The organism is Marinomonas sp. 63XJN7_7_ISO-PGPR-S23-202 (assembly GCF_056173505.1).
This window is the reverse complement of record NZ_CM149677.1, coordinates 359,087-376,070: the sequence shown is the minus strand read 5'-3', so window position 1 is coordinate 376,070 and position 16,984 is coordinate 359,087. Positions and strand designations below refer to the sequence as shown.

General features: G+C 44.9%; 14 protein-coding genes and 1 pseudogene. 6 read left to right on the top strand and 9 right to left on the bottom strand.

Annotated elements, in window-relative coordinates; all coding sequences use genetic code 11:
- Nucleotides 1–109: 109 nt before the first annotated feature.
- The 8 genes from lpdA to AC0VYG_RS01690 all read right to left on the bottom strand — a co-directional run bounded on the left by lpdA (nucleotide 110) and on the right by AC0VYG_RS01690 (nucleotide 8,497).
- Nucleotides 110–1,477: a dihydrolipoyl dehydrogenase gene (lpdA, locus tag AC0VYG_RS01725; protein WP_475430635.1), complete on the bottom strand. Its 1,368-nt coding sequence runs from the start codon at nucleotides 1,475–1,477 to the stop codon at nucleotides 110–112.
- Between the two features lie 3 nt (nucleotides 1,478–1,480).
- Nucleotides 1,481–2,308: a 2-oxo acid dehydrogenase subunit E2 gene (locus AC0VYG_RS01720; protein ID WP_475430634.1), complete on the bottom strand. Its 828-nt coding sequence runs from the start codon at nucleotides 2,306–2,308 to the stop codon at nucleotides 1,481–1,483.
- Between the two features lie 5 nt (nucleotides 2,309–2,313).
- Nucleotides 2,314–3,750 carry an NAD-dependent succinate-semialdehyde dehydrogenase gene (locus tag AC0VYG_RS01715; RefSeq protein WP_475430633.1) on the bottom strand — a complete coding sequence of 479 codons (1,437 nt, stop codon included), beginning with the start codon at nucleotides 3,748–3,750 and terminating at the stop codon, nucleotides 2,314–2,316.
- A 10-nt stretch (nucleotides 3,751–3,760) separates the two neighbouring features.
- The gene (locus tag AC0VYG_RS01710; protein ID WP_475430632.1) at nucleotides 3,761–4,741 is read right to left on the bottom strand and encodes a biotin/lipoyl-containing protein; all 981 of its coding nucleotides are present in this window, start codon (nucleotides 4,739–4,741) and stop codon (nucleotides 3,761–3,763) included.
- Entirely contained in the window at nucleotides 4,741–5,724 is a 984-nt protein-coding gene (locus tag AC0VYG_RS01705; protein ID WP_475430631.1) for an alpha-ketoacid dehydrogenase subunit beta, read from the bottom strand. Before AC0VYG_RS01705 ends, AC0VYG_RS01710 begins: the two co-directional genes overlap by 1 nt.
- 19 nt (nucleotides 5,725–5,743) lie before the next feature.
- Complete coding sequence (locus tag AC0VYG_RS01700; protein WP_475430630.1) at nucleotides 5,744–6,724, bottom strand: thiamine pyrophosphate-dependent dehydrogenase E1 component subunit alpha; 981 nt, start codon at nucleotides 6,722–6,724, stop codon at nucleotides 5,744–5,746.
- Nucleotides 6,725–6,745: 21 nt separating this feature from the next.
- Nucleotides 6,746–7,120 (bottom strand): FmdB family zinc ribbon protein, encoded by a 375-nt coding sequence (locus tag AC0VYG_RS01695; RefSeq protein ID WP_475430629.1) that lies wholly within the window; start codon nucleotides 7,118–7,120, stop codon nucleotides 6,746–6,748.
- Between the two features lie 72 nt (nucleotides 7,121–7,192).
- A complete protein-coding gene (locus AC0VYG_RS01690; RefSeq protein ID WP_475430628.1) occupies nucleotides 7,193–8,497 on the bottom strand; it encodes a M24 family metallopeptidase in 1,305 nt (434 codons plus the stop codon).
- A 420-nt stretch (nucleotides 8,498–8,917) separates the two neighbouring features.
- On the opposite strand from AC0VYG_RS01690, the gene AC0VYG_RS01685 reads away from it, so the two are divergent.
- The 5 genes from AC0VYG_RS01685 to AC0VYG_RS01665 all read left to right on the top strand — a co-directional run bounded on the left by AC0VYG_RS01685 (nucleotide 8,918) and on the right by AC0VYG_RS01665 (nucleotide 14,747).
- Nucleotides 8,918–9,718, top strand: coding sequence for an SDR family NAD(P)-dependent oxidoreductase (locus AC0VYG_RS01685; protein ID WP_475430626.1), 801 nt, complete (start codon nucleotides 8,918–8,920; stop codon nucleotides 9,716–9,718).
- Between the two features lie 428 nt (nucleotides 9,719–10,146).
- Entirely contained in the window at nucleotides 10,147–11,085 is a 939-nt protein-coding gene (locus AC0VYG_RS01680; protein WP_475430625.1) for a sugar ABC transporter substrate-binding protein, read from the top strand.
- 267 nt (nucleotides 11,086–11,352) lie between these two features.
- A complete protein-coding gene (locus tag AC0VYG_RS01675; protein WP_475430624.1) occupies nucleotides 11,353–12,201 on the top strand; it encodes an ABC transporter permease in 849 nt (282 codons plus the stop codon).
- A gap of 24 nt (nucleotides 12,202–12,225) precedes the next feature.
- A complete protein-coding gene (locus tag AC0VYG_RS01670; protein ID WP_475430623.1) occupies nucleotides 12,226–13,188 on the top strand; it encodes an ABC transporter permease in 963 nt (320 codons plus the stop codon).
- Complete coding sequence (locus AC0VYG_RS01665) at nucleotides 13,185–14,747, top strand: sugar ABC transporter ATP-binding protein (protein WP_475430622.1); 1,563 nt, start codon at nucleotides 13,185–13,187, stop codon at nucleotides 14,745–14,747. Before AC0VYG_RS01670 ends, AC0VYG_RS01665 begins: the two co-directional genes overlap by 4 nt.
- A 144-nt stretch (nucleotides 14,748–14,891) precedes the next feature.
- On the opposite strand, the gene AC0VYG_RS01660 is transcribed toward AC0VYG_RS01665, so the two are convergent.
- On the bottom strand, nucleotides 14,892–15,836 hold the full coding sequence (locus tag AC0VYG_RS01660; protein ID WP_475430621.1) for a LysR family transcriptional regulator: 945 nt from the start codon (nucleotides 15,834–15,836) through the stop codon (nucleotides 14,892–14,894).
- A gap of 109 nt (nucleotides 15,837–15,945) precedes the next feature.
- Here AC0VYG_RS01660 and AC0VYG_RS01655 point away from each other — a divergent pair.
- A pseudogene (locus AC0VYG_RS01655) lies at nucleotides 15,946–16,917 on the top strand (MFS transporter); the annotation flags it as partial.
- Nucleotides 16,918–16,984 lie beyond the last annotated feature (67 nt).

Here is a 16,984-nt window from a genome sequence, read left to right as displayed (position 1 = left end):
TTCTTCGGCAACCATAATCCACCGTAATGCAAGTTCTGACAGCTTATTCGCACCTTCACCACATCTATATAAATAAGAAAAGAAAAGACAATAGCAAACGCTTTATTACTTACAAATCCGTCAAACTCCCAAGCGCTCTTTCTGCGGCAAAAGCAACCGTTTCAGAGAGCGTAGGATGCGCATGAACGACAAGCGCAACATCTTCTAGTGTTGCACACATTTCAATAGCAAGGGTTAATTCGGCAAGTAGCTCTCCAGCGTTCATACCAACAATCGTCCCTCCCAGTATTCGATGTGACTCAGAGCAATATACTAATCTCGTTAGACCATCACTACCACCTGATGCCAGGTTTCGACCACTGGCTAACCAAGGAAAAGACGTTGCTTGAGCATTAAAACCTTGATTTTTGGCCTCTTCAACATCCAACCCTACCCAAGCTAATTCTGGATCGGTATAAGCAACAGAAGGCACTAACGACGTATTCATTTTGACCTGATGACCAGCAATCACTTCTGCAGCCACTTTACCTTGATGCGTGGCCCTATGAGCCAGCATTGGCATACCTGTTACATCACCTACGGCGAATAACGAAGGCACTGAGGTACGACATTGCTCATCAACCTCAATGACGTCACCTTTGTTCAGCGTAATACCCGCTGCGTTGCAACCGATGCCGTCTGCATTGGAGCGGCGACCAACTGAGGAAATAGCCACATCAAATTCTTGCGACTCACCGCTATTGAAAGTCAGAGTCACGCTTTTATTGGTTGCAGTAACGGTTTCAACGGATGTCCCCAATAAAAATTCGCAACCGTAACTTTCCAGTTGCTGCTTTAATATTTTGGCTGCGTCTTTATCAACCATTGGCAATAAATTTTTACCCAGCTCTATCAGCGTTACTTTGGAGCCAAGCGCGCTGTATATGGTCGCCATTTCCAAGCCAATAATACCGGCGCCAACAATCGCTAATCGCTTAGGTACTTCAGGCATTTCTAGCGCCCGAGTAGAGTCCCAAATACGCTCATGTTTTGGCCAGTTTGCTAATGTCACCGTACGCGAACCAACCGCAATGATTGCATGCTCAAAACGGAAAACATCATCGCCTGCCTGCAACGTATTTGGCCCTAAAAAAACACCATTAGCATGGACAACTTTCACTTTACGCCGTAACGCTAATCCACTTAAACCACCAGTGAGATTCCCAACAATATGATCTTTACTGTCAATCAGCTTCTTAATATCAATTTTAGGCTCTTGATACTCCACTCCATAATTTGCCGCGTGTCTCGCTTCGCGAATGATTTTCGCCACATGCAATAGCGCTTTAGATGGGATGCAACCTTCATTAAGACAAACCCCACCAAGGGATTGTCTACCCTCAACTAATACAACATTAAGACCAAGATCGGCCGCTCTAAATGCCGCTGCATAGCCACCAGGGCCACCACCGAGTACTAATAATTGAATGTCTGCCATGAGTTACACCAATAACCTTTTTGGTTCATCCAGTAACGCACAAAAATGCTTTAGAAACCGAGCCGCATCGGCACCGTTAATCACACGATGATCGTATGTTAAGTCTAAAGGTAATTTGTTTTCTGGTACGAATTCCGAGCCATTCCATACAGGTTCAACAACGGCTTTGGTAATACCAAGAATCGCTACTTCAGGAGGGTTAACGATAGGCGTAAAATGCGTCCCACCAATTCCACCTAAACTTGAAATGGTCATTGATGCCCCACCAAAATCTTCACCCTTCAATTTTTTGTTTTTTGCTGCCACAGCTAATTGATTAATTTCATTAGCAATTTGAACAATGCCTTTTTTATCTGCATTGCGGATGACGGGCACAACAAGACCATAATCCGTATCAACAGCGATACCAATATGCACATAATGCTTTAACACCAACGTTTTAAAATCAGGCGTTAAAGAGCTATTAAAGCGCGGAAATTGCCTTAAGGTTTTAGCCAATGCCTTTACAAAGAAAGCGAGGGAAGACAACTTAACATTTTGTGCTGTCATCTCGCCCTTCAAAGACTTACGAAAGGCTTCTAATTGGTCTATACAGGCCTTATCACCATGTGTCACTGACGGTATTGATTGTGAGGCGGCGGATAAGTTATTCGCCGATAATAACGCAATGTTACTCAATGGCTCTTCGCTTACATCCCCATAGTCGCGGTGGTTTACTTGCCAATATTTGGTCACATCAACACTGGGCGCATAATCTTGATGCTCTAACGTGCCATTGGCAAAAGCGCTAGCTCGTTGGGATGGCGTCGAATTGGGTATTGTAGTTTTCATAACATCTACCACACTGTTGAAATATATTGGGTTTCCATGAATTCCAGAAGCCCTTCATGCCCGCCTTCCCGACCTAAACCCGATTGTTTCACCCCACCAAAAGGGGCAGCAGGATCGGACACCAGCCCGCGGTTCAACCCCACCATGCCAAACTCAAGTTGTTCACATAATTGCAGACCGCGCTTCATATTTTCGGTAAACACATAGGCAACCAATCCGTACTCCGTATCGTTGGCACGAGCGACAACATCAGCTTCGTCTTTAAACGTCTGTATAACGGCAACCGGACCAAAAATTTCATCCTTCAAACACTCGGCACCATCAGGTACATTGCTTAATACGGTTGGAGGGTAAAAATAGCCTGGGCCATCAGGCAATTGACCGCCGAGCTCAACTGTCGCGCCACGCTCAATGGCATCTAAAACAAAATTATTTACCTTGTTTCGAGTGGCCGCATTGACTAACGGACCAACGTCTACATCGGCGTCTAATCCATTACCCATTTTTAAATTCGCCATGGCTTCAGTGAATTTTTTAGTAAAAGCGTCCGCAATCGACTTATGTACATAAAAACGGTTTGCCGCTGTGCACGCCTCACCCAAATTGCGCATTTTAGCCTGCATAGCGCCGCTAACAGCCACATCAATATCAGCATCCCTTGTCACAATGAGTGGGGCATTTCCACCAAGCTCCATAGCGGGTTTCAATACTTGGTTCGCCGCTTGTTTTAATAAGTGCCTACCAACACCCGTAGAGCCAGTAAAAGAAATAACTCGCACACGAGGATCTGTCATAATAACGTCTGAAATCTCAGACGGTTTGCTAGTAGGAATAATATTCACCACCCCTTTTGGCACACCAGCCTCTTCTAGCAGCCCAGCCAAAGCCAATAATGTTAACGGCGTTTCTGTCGCTGGTTTGACGATAACCGTACAACCCGCTGCCAGCGCTGGGGCAATTTTCCTCGTGCCCATTGCCGCAGGATAATTCCAAGGGGTAATCAAATAGGCAATTCCAGCAGGCTTGTGCTGTACCATAATCCGCGCACCGCTTGCTGGAGCCATGGTTAACAGGCCATCGGCCCGTACCGCCTCTTCCGCAAACCAGCGAAAAAATTCAGCCGCATAAACTGCTTCGCCCATAGCGTCTGAACCTGCTTTGCCATTTTCAAGCGTGATTAATCTTGCGAACTCAGGTAAACGCGCACTCATCAGCTCAAAGGCTTTTCGCAGAATATCACTTCGTTCTCGTGGGGTTTTGCTTCGCCAAGCGGGAGCGGCTTCTGCCGCAGCGTCTAATGCAGCAGACGCATCTTCCAATTCAGCAGATGAACATTGTGTCAAAATGGACTCATCGAATGGATTAATGACATCAAATACGTTTTTAGAAGCGGAATCACGCCATTCACCATTGATATAAAGTTGGTTTTTAAAATCAGTCATGGACAATTTCCTATAGCAATTGACGAAGTGGCTGGGTCACTCGACGCGTTAATTCAGACAACAGAGCAACAGCTTGTTTTGAGGTCATTACATTGGTGTCAAAACGCAATTCAATCGTCCATTGATCACCACCAAATACGCTCACATTCAGTGTCGCTGAGCTATCTAATTCAAACCCATCGATGGAAGAGGCACTAAAATCCCATAAGCAAACAAAGCCGTCCTCTTCACTCTGTTTTTCTAAGCCCACAAGGCCAACTTGATCCGGATTTAATAAACTGAATTCATCAGCAGGGACAGACACCACACAGTCAAAGTCCGTTTCGATCACTTTTGTATAACGCAACGCGCCGGCAACCAAAAACGCCAGTATTTCAGCGCGCGTTACACTTATGTCTTCCGATAATAGCCATTGCTCTATGTTAATAAGCGCTTCAGGATTGACTGAGCCTCTGATTTTGCCCAGGGAGGAAACTCGAGCTGCACGTGGTTGATAGCTTGCGGCTTCTGCAGCATGAATAGGCTGTGTCGCACCATCTGCCACCAGATCACTAAGAGTAATACCACGTTCTCGCAACAAAGCTTTGGCTTTTGGAGAGGCCAGAATTTTTCCGCTCGTTGATGGAGCAACTTTACTGTCTTTTTTTAGCGGTGGTGCTTTCGCAAGCGGCGCTTCAGTTGCTTTGGTTTTTTCTTCTACAACCTCAACTTGAGCAGCAGGTGATGACTCCGCTGCAGGTTTGTCTTCTTCAGGCTCAGCGGTTAATTGTGCAATGATGTCTCCGACGGGCACTTCAGAACCGGCTTCGTATTTAACGTGAGATAGGTAACCTTCATGGCGTGATTCAATATCTTGCACGGCCTTATCCGTCTCAACTGCCATAATTACATCGCCAGATGCAACCCATTCACCCGGTTTCTTTAACCATTCGGCAATGATTCCGGTGTCTTGGTTCATACCTAAGACTGGCATGATAATATCGTGGACCATTAGAGTTCTCCCGATACTAACTGCGCTGCCTTTTTGGCAACGCCATTTGCTGTTGGCACGGTAATATCTTCTAGCGCAGGTGAGAAAGGAATAGGAACATCCATAGCCCCCATTCGAGTCAGTGGAGCGTCTAAATAATAAAAAACTTGCTCATTCAAACGAGCCACAATTTCAGACGTCACACCAAAACTCTGATGACCTTCATCAACCACAATCGCACGACCCGTTTTCTTTACCGAATCCGCAAAGGTTTTATCGTCTAAGGGAGAAACCGTGCGAACATCGATCACTTCAGCGCTAATGCCTTTTTCCGCTAATATAACAGCCGCTTCTTCGCATACCTGCACCATTGATGATGTTCCGATCAAGGTAATATCTGTGCCCTGCGACAAAACATTCGCTTGCCCAAATGGAATCAAATATTCTTCTTCTGGAACCGGGCCCTTCATTTGATACGACAACTTGTCTTCAAAAATAACGACAGGGTTGTTATCTCGTATGGCCGTTTTCATTAACCCCTTAACTTCATAGGGTGTTGAAGGCATTGCCACTTTTAAGCCTGGAATATGAGCAACCAGAGCTTGTAAGCTTTGACTGTGCTGAGCTGCACTTCGTCGAGTAGCTCCCATATTAGTACGCACGACCAAAGGCACGGTTAATTTACCACCAGACATGTAGTGCTGCTTCGCCGCTTGGTTGGCGAGCTGATCCATAATTAAATAGATAAAATCGCCAAACATTAAATCGACAATAGGCCGCATACCTGTCAGGGCCGCACCTACCGCCATCCCCATAAAGCCCGGTTCGGAAATGGGCGTATCTAACACACGTTGAGTACCAAATTCCTCGACTAACCCTGAAGTAACTTTAAAAGGTGTGCCTGCTTCGGCAACATCTTCACCCATAATAAAAACGGTGTCATCGCGGCGCATTTCCTCTGCAATTGCTTCGTTCATCGCTTGCGACCATGTAATATTTCTCATTCAAATTCTCCGGTCTTTGCTAACTGACAAATACGTGCATATCAACTTCAGATTCATGCGGATACGGCGCATCAAGTGCGTAGTTAACGGCATCTGCTGCTTCTTGTTTTATTGAGGCTCTTATTTCGTCCAATTCTTTTTGTGTCACCCATTTCTTAGAAGTAAGAACCGCACTTAATAACAAGATGGGGTCGCGCTCCGTTTTCCAATGCTCTTCTTCCTCTTTGCTGCGATAGTAAGCCCTGTTAACATCACCTACGTGATGACCGTGATAACGATAAGTGTCCATCACCATGAAGAATGGGCCTTCACCGTTACGTGCACGTTCTACTAGCGTTTCAGACAATTTATTGACCGCGACAAAGTCCTGCCCATCAAGTCGATGCGTTTCTATGCCAAAGGCTTCGGCTCTTGCTGTCAGAGAACCCGATGCCATTTCATCCACATGTGTGTATTCGCCATATAGATTGTTTTCACAGGCATAGATAACGGGTAAATGCCAAAGCGCAGCCATGTTCATACACTCATAAAGCAGGCCTTGACCTAACGCACCGTCACCAAAAAAACACACTGCAACATCCTTTTTACCAAGCATTTTTGAGCGCAATGCCGCCCCTGTTGCGATGCCAGCACTTCCTCCAACAATCGCATTGGCGCCTAGATTGCCATTACTTTGATCCGCAATGTGCATTGACCCGCCTTTACCACGACAGTAACCTTCTTCTTTTCCCAGTAGCTCGCAAAACATCAATTTGAGTTCAGCACCCTTAGCAACACAATGACCGTGTCCACGGTGTGTACTGGTAATGTAATCCGTACTTTCTAGTGCTTCACAAATTCCCACCGCGACCGCTTCTTGTCCGCTATACATGTGCGTTAGCCCTGGCATTTTAGCCGTCAAATACAACTCGTTAGCATTGTCTTCAAATTCACGAATGGTCACCATCTGACGATAGGCTTGCAATAAACGAGGCAGATCTTTCTTTGTTAGAGTCGCCATTTTGAACCCTCTTTATTTGGATTAATGGTTATGACCACAGCTCGAACCGTGTCCATGACTATGACCACAACTAGTGTGTTTCTGAGCACTTACGCCCCCTGTCACAGTGCGACGACTGGACACAGAACCATAACGTGGCGTCTCTCTCGAATTAGCAAACATTTGTTGAGCGAGGGCGGCGTTCGAAGCACAACCACAGGCTGTCGCAGCGGGCAAATTTTTGTTCACTTTTACGTGTTCACGAATACCGTTATAGCGAATGGCAACCCCGGCAACGATGACGCGTATTAGCGCTTCTCCCGTTTCAGGGTGGTGGGTATAATGTGGTTCATCCATCTTTTGCATAAAGTCGAACTGTTCGCCAGTTTCAACCGATTCATAAGTATATGTAGGCATAATGCCTCCTTTAAAAATGCGCTCGTCGACGAAAAGTCAGACGACATTGATCTGGTACACAAACATGCTTGTCTAATATTGATTAGCAACGAACAGATCTTGAGCAGGGAATAAAGTAATAATTCGGCACCCATCAGCAGTGACGACTATCTCTTCTTCAATACGTGCGGCCCCATTTCCATCAGCGGCAGGACAATAAGTCTCTAAGGCAAAGACCATCCCCTCCTCTAATTCAAATGGGTTATCGAAAGAAACCAATCGACTGATAATTGGCCGCTCATGTAGAGCAAGCCCTAAGCCATGACCAAACTGCAAACCAAACGCTTCCATTTCAGAATCAAAACCAAAATCTTGCGCTCGTGGCCAAACTGCGGCGATTTTGTCAGTCGTCATTCCAGGTCGAACCAAAGCAATCGCATTATCGATCCACTCGCGCGCTTTAGCATATGCATCTACTTGCGCTTGCGTTTTACTACCTATATTTAATGTGCGGTAGTAACAGGTTCGATACCCCATGTACGATTGAATAATGTCAAAAAAGGCTTGATCTCCAGGTCGATACATTCTGTCGGTGAAATTATGTGGGTGGGGAGAGCAACGCTCACCAGAAACGGCATTAATCGCCTCAACATCATCAGAGCCGTTGTCATATAGAAACTTATTAGCAATGGCCACTAATTCATTTTCTCGCTTACCGGGCTTCAGTTCGTCGGCAATTAATTGATAAGCACCGTCTACCATAGAGGCAGACTGATTTAACAAAATAATCTCGTCCATGCTTTTTATTTGTCGAGCATTTAACATGACTTGTTGCACATCTCGTACATCAATGCCTTCTCGCTGCAAAGCGAAAAACATCGGTGGCTCGCAAACATCAACGCCCAAAGGCATATCAAAAACACCTTCCTGTCTTAATAGGTCTGCAATTTCCTTTGCCGCACTCTCAAACAAACCCGCTTCTTCGCTAACCGATCCACGTAGCCCCAACATCCCGGCACGCCAATGATCTTTCTCAAACCATGGGTTATAGAGCCGGTGATGAGAAGCGGCACTACCAAAGTCCCATAAATACGGATCAGAGTTACCCGTAAATAGAGCGTAACGACATATTTTGTCACGTGACCATTCGCCTATCACGCTACTGGTTAAATAACGAATATTATTATTATCGAAACATAACATCGCACCAAGGTCTGACTCTTGTAGCGCCTTTCGAGCCCTTGCAACACGATAACGATGCAGACGACGAAAATCGACGCGCTCTTCAAAGTCAACGTTCATCCGCCCCGGCGCAGGAATAGGTCGACTCCAGTCCCAATTCGGGTCAATGTCGTCTGGTACAATGAGTTTTGGCTCTGTCGGTATGATGATGTCCATTAATTCACCTCGTTATTATTTAATTATTATCATTAAAGTGATGCAATCGTTTGTATTTATAGTTAAAAACACCCCATTAATCGCCAATTTTTGCATGCTTTTCTCCTTGGAAAAGGTGCTTTTTCGGCCATCCTACCATAACAATAAAGCGAATAAAGAGTGGCTATAGACATGCAATACAATCGATTGCAACACAACCCAATATTGATTGTCAAGCTTGTTTATTTATGAAAAAACATAAAATCACAAGAATATTTGGCACTAGACTGAACACTTTTATAAAAAAAATATAGGAGATAGTGTTATCAGCTTACAATTCTAGTGTTGACAAGAGCATTCTCGTCATGATGCAATCGATTGCTGTAAACAAGCATTTTCTATCTATAAGCAGACAAAATAAATATAACGGGGAGATTAAAGATGGATACAACAAGATTACAAGGCAAACACATTGTCATCACAGGTGCCGCCCGAGGCATGGGGGCTGCCGTTGCAGAACACTACGCTGCACAAGGAGCCAAGGTCTGTGTCGCAGACATTAACATTGATGGTTGTAATGAAGTCGTAGAGCGGATTAAAGCCAATGGCGGCGAAGCAATATCAGCCTGTGTCGATGTCACGAAGCGTGACCAAGTCAAAGCAGCCATTGATGCGACCGTTGCCGCTTTCGGAAGCATTAATGTCATGCTTAATAATGCCGGTATCAATAAGCCTCTTATGTTTCTCGATATCACAGAAGAAAACTGGCATCAAATTATGGATGTGAATGCTCTAGGCTGCCTAATTGGCATGCAAGAAGCCGCCAAACAAATGATTAAGCAGGGAAAACAGAAAGAACCATACAAAATCATCAACGTTGGCTCTATTCTATCTCGTCAGGCTTTTGATGATGTCTTGCCCTACAGCTGCAGTAAACACGCGGTACTAGCCATGATCAATGGTGGAGCCAAAGCCTTAGCAGATAACCATATTACTGTTAACGGGTATGCGCCTGGCGTTGTTCGTACAGAGCTCTGGGAGCAACTAGATAAAGACCTAGTCTCCATTGGCAAGTTCGATAAAGCAGGCGAATCAATGGATCAATTAGCGGACACCATCTTACTGAAGCGCTACTCATACCCTGAAGATATAGTGGGCACGGCAAGCTTTTTAGCTAGCCATGAATCCGACTACATGACGGGGCAGCTCCTTATGATCGATGGCGGTATGGTATTGCAGTAAATACGACGATCTAACTAAAAGCCCCACCGTATTTCGTCAGAGAGTACGGTGGGACGCTTTTCTGATGTCCCCCCCATCTAAAAGGGACATACAACGAATTCAGAGCAAGCTAAAGCCCCATGATGCTCACTTTTTTAACAAAAGAGTGAAGACGAAAGTCGATCCTACCCCTTATGGCTAAAGCGTTTCAGAGCGCTTGATAAACGGTCGCCCGTAGCGCTCCCCCCCTCATACATTCTCGAAGCATTTTTGAAAAACGAATATCTATATTTCCTATTGACTCTCAAAAAAAGATGTGTTGCAATCGTTTGCATAGCTTATATGACTCGATGGCTTATGGTCTTTTTAGTTTCGTTAAAGTTTTTTATAGAGCTTCAGCGACTAATAATTCCATTGATAAAAATAATAATTACTGAGGAAACCACAAAATGAAATGTTCATTAATAAAAACAATGTTTACCCTTTTGGGTACCGCCTTAATGTCTCAAGCCGCTATGGCAGAAATAACAATAGGCCTTACTCAAAATAACGTTGGCGTAGACAGTTATCAGACAACCTATGAAAAAGCCTTTAGAGCCGCGGCCGCAAAAGATAAAGACGTCAAAGTAATTGTCTTAGATGCTGGCGGCAACGTCGCACGCCAAATCGCACAGATGCAAGACTTAATTCAACAAAAAGTTGATGCCATTATCATTTGGCCAACCAATGGACAAGCCGTTGTCCCTGTTGTTCGCCAAGCATACAAAGCAGGCATTCCAGTCATTGTCACCAACTCACAGATAGCGAAAGAAGGCTTACCTTTCATAAAATCTTTCTCAGGTCCTAACAACATCAAGGAAGGCCAAGAAGCCGCAGAGATGATGTGCCACGCACTTCACAATAAAGGTGACATCGTTCAAATTAGTGGTAAACCAGGTTACACAACAGCGATTCAACGTCAGCAAGGTTTTGAAGAGCAGTTAGCAAAAGAATGCCCCAATGTTAAAATTTTGGAGACTCAACCAGGTGATTGGAACAGGGAAAAGGCACAGCGTGTAATGGAAGACTTTTTAACCAAATACAAACACATTGATGGCGTATTTGCGGCGGATGACAATATGGGTGTAGGCGCTCTTAATGCCGCTAAGGCAGATGGCCGTAAAGGCATCATATTCATCGGTGCCACTAATTTTGCAGTGGGCTATGAAGCAATGAAGCGTGGTGAGTATTACGGTTCCGTTTACCAATCTCCTACAGAAGATGCACGTAATGCACTCAAAACAGCTATTGATGTGGTAGAAGGCAAAAAAGTACCTAAGCTAAATTACTTTAAGACGCCAAAAATCACTCAGAAAAATATGTCCTCATTTAAAAAACCTGTGTTCTAAATCACTGGCAAATAAAAAGAGAAGATAGAGAGCCTATCCATTATCCCCTTAAATAGGACAGGCTCTTTACCTTTATTTTATACGTTATAAAACAGAGTGAGGACAATCAAAGTGACCGATATTACGGAATCAAAACCCAACAGCAATGGGAACTACAAAAATCATTATTCTCGTATACTCGCGAAACAGGGAATTTTAATTGCTTTTATTCTTTTCCTAGTAGTATTTTCTTTTTTCTCTGAACAGTTTCTCAGCGCTGATAATTTCATGACAGTCATTAGACAAGCATCTATTGTCGGTACGATTGCCGTTGGGGTTACCATCGTTGTCATTGGTGGCAACCTAGACCTCTCAGTCGGCTCACTATTATCTTTTTGTACCGTATTAGTCGTCAATTTACACGATAAAGTAGGTCCACTAGGCGCCATTGCATTAACGTTTTTATTCGCTCTTCTAATCGGTGCAATCAACGGCTATCTAATTGGTTTTTTAAAGCTTAACTCACTAATCGTCACGCTTGGAATGCTCTCTGCTATTCAAGGAGTGACGTTAATATATACTGGTGGGGAAAATGTTGATATACAAAACCCAGGTAGCACTTGGTTTGCCTTCTTTGGCCGGGGGTATTTTTTAGGTATTGCCGTCCCAGTGATTATATTCTTGGGACTTGCCTTGATCATGGAATTCATTTTAAAAGCCACAACCTATGGTAGAAAAGTATTCGCTATAGGCGGTAACCCGGCAGCGGCGGCATTTACAGGCATACGTCGCAATAAAATGGTCTTTAGTACCTACCTAATCTCAGCCTTCACGACGGCATGCGCAGCAGTCATACTCGGATCACGAGTCATGGGCTCTCAAAATAATGTAGGTCAAGGTTATGAACTGCTTGTGCTCGCCGGCATTATCCTAGGTGGCACCAGTCTACTCGGAGGCTCTGGCAGCGTAATCAGAACCGTTATAGGGGTTCTGATCTTAAACTTTATCCAAAACGGTCTACTACTAATGGGCTACCCTTACTACGCTCAGTGGTTGGTAACTTGGGCCGTCATTATTCTCGCTGTTTGGCTTGATATAGCATCAACACGCGGCAAGGTTTTTACCTCGTTTTCCTAATAACAAGAATAAAGGAGTCTGTAGATGTCCACGCTGATTCTCAGAGCAAAGTCCTTCGCCATCGCACAACCCATTTGGTTGTTCGTTATGGCGTGTATTATCGTATTTAGTTTCTCTAGTGAGCATTTTTTTGCCATTAATAATTTTAAGAACATTCTGGTTCAAACATCCACCATTGGGCTGATAGCGCTCGGCCTGACCTTTGTCATGATCAACGGCAATATCGATTTGTCTGTTGGCTCAGTGGTCGCTTTAGCCGCAAGTTTGGCCGTCCACCTTCAAGCATCCATAGGTATCCCTATGGCGGTGGTGGTGGGTCTAATGAGCGGCGCCATGCTCGGTGCTCTTAATGGCATTATTGTTTGGAAAACGGGGGTTGATGCCTTTATTGTCACCTTAGGTGCAATGATCGGTGTTAGAGGCCTCGTCTTCGTCTATACAAAAGAGCAGTCATTTTACGCGTCGAACTTTGCTTATTCCGATTTTGGAACCAGTAGCGTTGCCGGCCTTCCTACTCTGGCGATCATTTTTGTTGTGCTTGCGTTCTTCATGCATTGGCTGCTTACCCACACAATACATGGACGTAACACTTATGCTGTAGGCGGTAATCGCCAAGCAGCTATCGATTCAGGCATTCGAGTCGGCCCCCATATTGTTATTAACTTTATGATTGGTGGTTTTTTTGCCGCTCTTGCGGGCATTACACTATCGACACAGATGGGAGCATCAACACCCAATTTGGGTCGCAATTTTGAATTATGGGCCATTACCGCCATCGTGCTCGGCGGTACCAAGCTAACCGGAGGCGCGGGCAGCATTATCGGCACTTTTGGTGGTGTTATTGCGATAGGTATACTACGTAATGGCATGAATTTATTAGAAGTTCCATCCTTCTACGTACTCGTCATCATGGGCATTATTTTAATCACTGTACTCTTCATAGACAGACAGGTGAACCGCAACACGAAACAGGAGCTGAAGGTATGAGTACTATTGAGCCAGTCAAATACGATAACTCTAATGACGTAAGCGAGTACAACATCCTGTCACTCAAAAATATTACGAAGTCTTTCCCACCATCAGTCATCGCACTTGACGATGTCAGCTTCGGGGTACGAAAAGGTGAAGTGCATGCTCTGATAGGAGAAAATGGGGCTGGTAAATCGACCCTTATGAAAGTATTAGCGGGCGTCCATCAGGCTAATAAAGGCGAAATCTACCTAGACGGCAGCCCAGTAAAACTAGAAAACCCAATGCATGCCAAGCAACAAGGAATATTGCTGATACACCAAGAATTATCACTCGTATCAGAGATGACCGTTGCTGAAAATATTTATCTTGGCAATTTTCCCCATAAATGGCCTTCTCGTGTTGATTGGAAAAAACTCTACCAAGATGCAGATGCTATTTTGAAAAAGCTGAAATGTCATTTCAGTGCACGTGATAAAGTGGCAAAACTGTCCATTGCCAAAAAACACATGGTAGAAATTGCTCGTGCTTTAGTATTCACCCCAAAAATCGTTATCTTTGATGAGCCCACCGCATCACTGACTGATACCGAAAAGTTTGTACTCTTTGATGTGATCAATGATTTAAAAGCGCAAGGCGTCGCGGTTATCTATATCTCACACCGCATGGATGAAATCTTCACCCTCTCAGACCGTATCACCGTACTAAGAGACGGAAGCTATCGAGGCACATTGTACACAAACGATACGAACGACGATGAAATAACCCACTTAATGATTGGACGCAGCCTTGATAAAAACCGTGAGTTTGAGACAGTAAAATTCGGAGACAAAGTCCTTGAAGTCAAGTCGCTTAGCTGTGGTGATCTTTTCAAAGATATAAACTTTTCAATCCGTAGTGGTGAAATTGTTGGCATGTATGGTCTTGTCGGTGCAGGACGAACAGAGATTGCCGAAACTCTATTTGGTTTACGATCACCCTCATCTGGCGAGATTTATCTCGATGGTAAACAAGTTAAGCTTAATAATTCTTCCGATGCCGTTCAGCATGGTTTGGCTCTTGTACCAGAAAACCGCAAAGATCAAGGTCTGGTGCTTGGTTTAAGCTGCCGTGACAATATCACCATGGCAGTACTTCAACATGTGGCACAAAATGGCGTCCTCAGCCCCACAAAACAGAATGAGATTTACGATCAATACGCACAGAGACTGTCCATCAAATCCCCTAATAGCGCTCAAAAAGTTGGCAACCTTAGTGGTGGTAATCAGCAAAAGGTCGTTATCGGTAAATGGTTAGCAACGAAACCTAAAGTCCTCATTCTAGACGAGCCAACTCGCGGAATTGATGTCGGCTCCAAATCAGAAATACATAGATTAATCCGAGAACTGGCTAAATCAGGTTATGCCGTATTAGTTATTTCATCAGAAATGCCTGAAGTACTTGGTGTGAGTGATCGAATCATCGCCATGTACAATGGCACAATCAATGGTGAATTTTTAGATAGTGAAGTGACCGAAGATGATCTGGTTAGGGCGATTTCGTTCGAGCATCCTAATCAGGCAACCAAAGCGCATTAAAGCAATCGGCCCCTTATACACCAAGTCAGTCAACGATAAAAAACGGCATGTATAAGGGTTAATACATCAAAACCAACAATACAACACCATAAGCTCATCAAGTAGATCAATATACCTTTTAGGTTTATCTGCTTGATGAGCCTTTTAAGTATATAAAATCGAAGGCGGTCTTATTCCAACAAGCGTTGGCATAGCGTCTCTTATGATGTCGAGAAACGTTCGTAGACGTGCTGGATAGTAGCTTGCATAAGGGTAAATAAGGTACACAGGCAAGGGGGCTGCATGCCATGGCGGCAGTAAATGCACCAAACGGCCTGCAGTAATGTCATCGTTTACCATCCAAGCCGAAGTTACCCCCGCTCCCACCCCTGCCAAAAGAGCATTACGCATAGCATACAGACTATCGGTGCTAAGTTTTGGGGAGATTGCCAGTTGGTAGTGATGATCGCGGTCACTTTGTAATATGACCTCCGTACGGTAAAACGTACTTAGTGCAATCCAAGGCAGAGCTTCTAAATCCTGAACCTGCTTAATCTCAGGGAGTTGTCTCAATAATTGAGGCGATGCCACAACAATCCGAGGTATTTCCGCCAATAAAACGGCCACCATAGAGGGATCAGTCAGCTCCCCTACATGAATCGCGCAATCAATACCATCATTGATAAAATCGGGCGAATGGTCATTAAGCATCCATTCCACTGACATATTGTTGTAGCGATTTAAATAGTCGACCAGCGGCACAATAAGCTGATCTTGTCCAAAGGCATGGGGCGCCCTTACCCGCAATGTACCAACAGGCTCATCTTTGGCGTTATTAACGTCGTCTTCAAGGGCGTTCCAACCGTCAATTAACGTTTTAGCATGCTGGTAACAGCGTTCTCCATCGTCGGTCAGTTTCATTGCATGGGTGGTTCGCAGAATCAGTTTTGAACCAAGCAAGTTCTCTAGAGACTGCAAGCGTCGGCTAACGGTTGGCTGGGAAGTACCAAGTTGATTCGCCGCCGCCGATAAGCTGCCACTTTCTACAATTCGAACATAAGTTTGCATCAGTTCTATACGGTCGATGCTACCGAGTTTTGATCTCTTCATACGAGCTATGTATAACCGTTTTACCTATGAGCTGGCTACCAAAATAATGCCAATACGTTAAAAATAGCCATATTACCACTCAAGTCATTCACTCAGAGATGAATCAGCCATGTCATTGCAAAAAACCATGGATAATACCGCTACACTACAAACTCCCCCTTTATCCAAAAGCCTTGTGTTTACCATGGCAACTGGCGCGGGACTCAGTGTTGCTTCCATCTATTACAACCAACCCATGCTGGGTAATATTGGCGCGACGTTTCATGCCGATGTCAGCGCCACAGGGTTTATTCCAACGTTCACGCAAGTCGGCTACGCCTTGGGTATTCTGTTTCTGATACCACTGGGGGATCGCTTTGATCGACGCAATGTCATTGCCATCAAAAGCCTACTCTTAGCACTGGCTCTGTTCTTGTGCTCGATTATGCCAAGCCTGAATAACGTATTAGTGGCCAGTTTAGCCATCGGCATCATGGCGACCATGGCTCAAGATATCGTGCCCGCAGCAGCGAACTTAGCCCCAGAAGCGAAGCGGGGGAAAACGGTTGGCACGGTGATGACAGGCTTACTGGTTGGGATTCTTTTATCTCGCGTAATCAGTGGTGCGGTAAGCCAATATTTGGGTTGGCAAGCCATGTATCAATTAGCGGCATTGAGTATTTTGCTTATTGGCTTGAGTTTATGGCGTATTTTACCCGCATTCGAGGTGCACTCCAGCTTGAGTTACCCAGGGTTATTAAAGTCCATGCTGACCCTATGGAAGCACCATGATGAGCTGCGCCGTGCGGCATTCGCACAAGGCTTGTTATCGGTTGGCTTTAGTGCTTTTTGGTCCACCCTTGCAGTCATGCTCCACACACACTATGGCCTAGGCAGCGCTGTCGCTGGCGCGTTTGGTTTAGCCGGTGCGGCAGGAGCGCTAGCGGCCCCATTAGCAGGAACACTAGCGGACAAAAGCGGGCCTGCACGTGTCACACAGATAGGTTGTGCTATTTTCTCGGTCTCATTCGCCATTATGTTTTTATTACCTTATTTACCTGTGAACGGCCAGATCGCGCTGATCATAGTCAGTGCCCTCGGGTTTGATTTGGGAATACAAGCCACCTTGGTTTCCCACCAGTCTCTGGTATACAGCCTTGATCCCACCG